This window comes from Mesorhizobium sp. M7A.F.Ca.CA.001.08.2.1 (assembly GCF_003998455.1).
Taxonomy (GTDB): Bacteria; Pseudomonadota; Alphaproteobacteria; order Rhizobiales; family Rhizobiaceae; genus Mesorhizobium; species Mesorhizobium ciceri.
In genome coordinates this window covers 1-385 of sequence record NZ_RZPW01001503.1, presented here as the reverse complement: position 1 = coordinate 385, position 385 = coordinate 1, and the positions used below count along the sequence as shown (strand labels likewise).

Below are 385 nucleotides of genomic sequence, written 5' to 3'. Positions count from 1 at the left end.
CTGATGGTCGCCACCGCGACGGCCAGTGACGACACTTCGGTATAGGTGATCATCTGCGCCCAGACGTCAGCCCGCTTGCCCGGTGCGAATTCGGGGCCGGACAGCGGCACGTAGGCGAACCAGCCCACATCAGGGGCCATGTTGAGGGCGAAGGACACCCAGGCGAAAGCGCCGCCCGAGACGTAGACCCAGTAGCTGAACGCGTTCAGGCGCGGAAACGCGATGTTGCGGGTGCCGACCATCAGCGGCACCAGGTAGATCCCGGTCGCCTGCACGATGGGCACGGCGAACAGAAACATCATCGTGACGCCATGCATGGTGAACAGCTGATTGTAGAGGTCGGGCCCGATCAGCCCGCGTTGCGGTCCAGAAAGCTGGATGCGCA

Annotated in this window: 1 protein-coding gene; it reads right to left on the bottom strand. The window is 63.9% G+C overall.

The window, feature by feature from the left end; all coding sequences use genetic code 11:
• A partial coding sequence (locus EN914_RS38200; RefSeq protein ID WP_206527370.1) for a cbb3-type cytochrome c oxidase subunit I occupies positions 1-385 on the bottom strand: 385 nt, incomplete at both ends.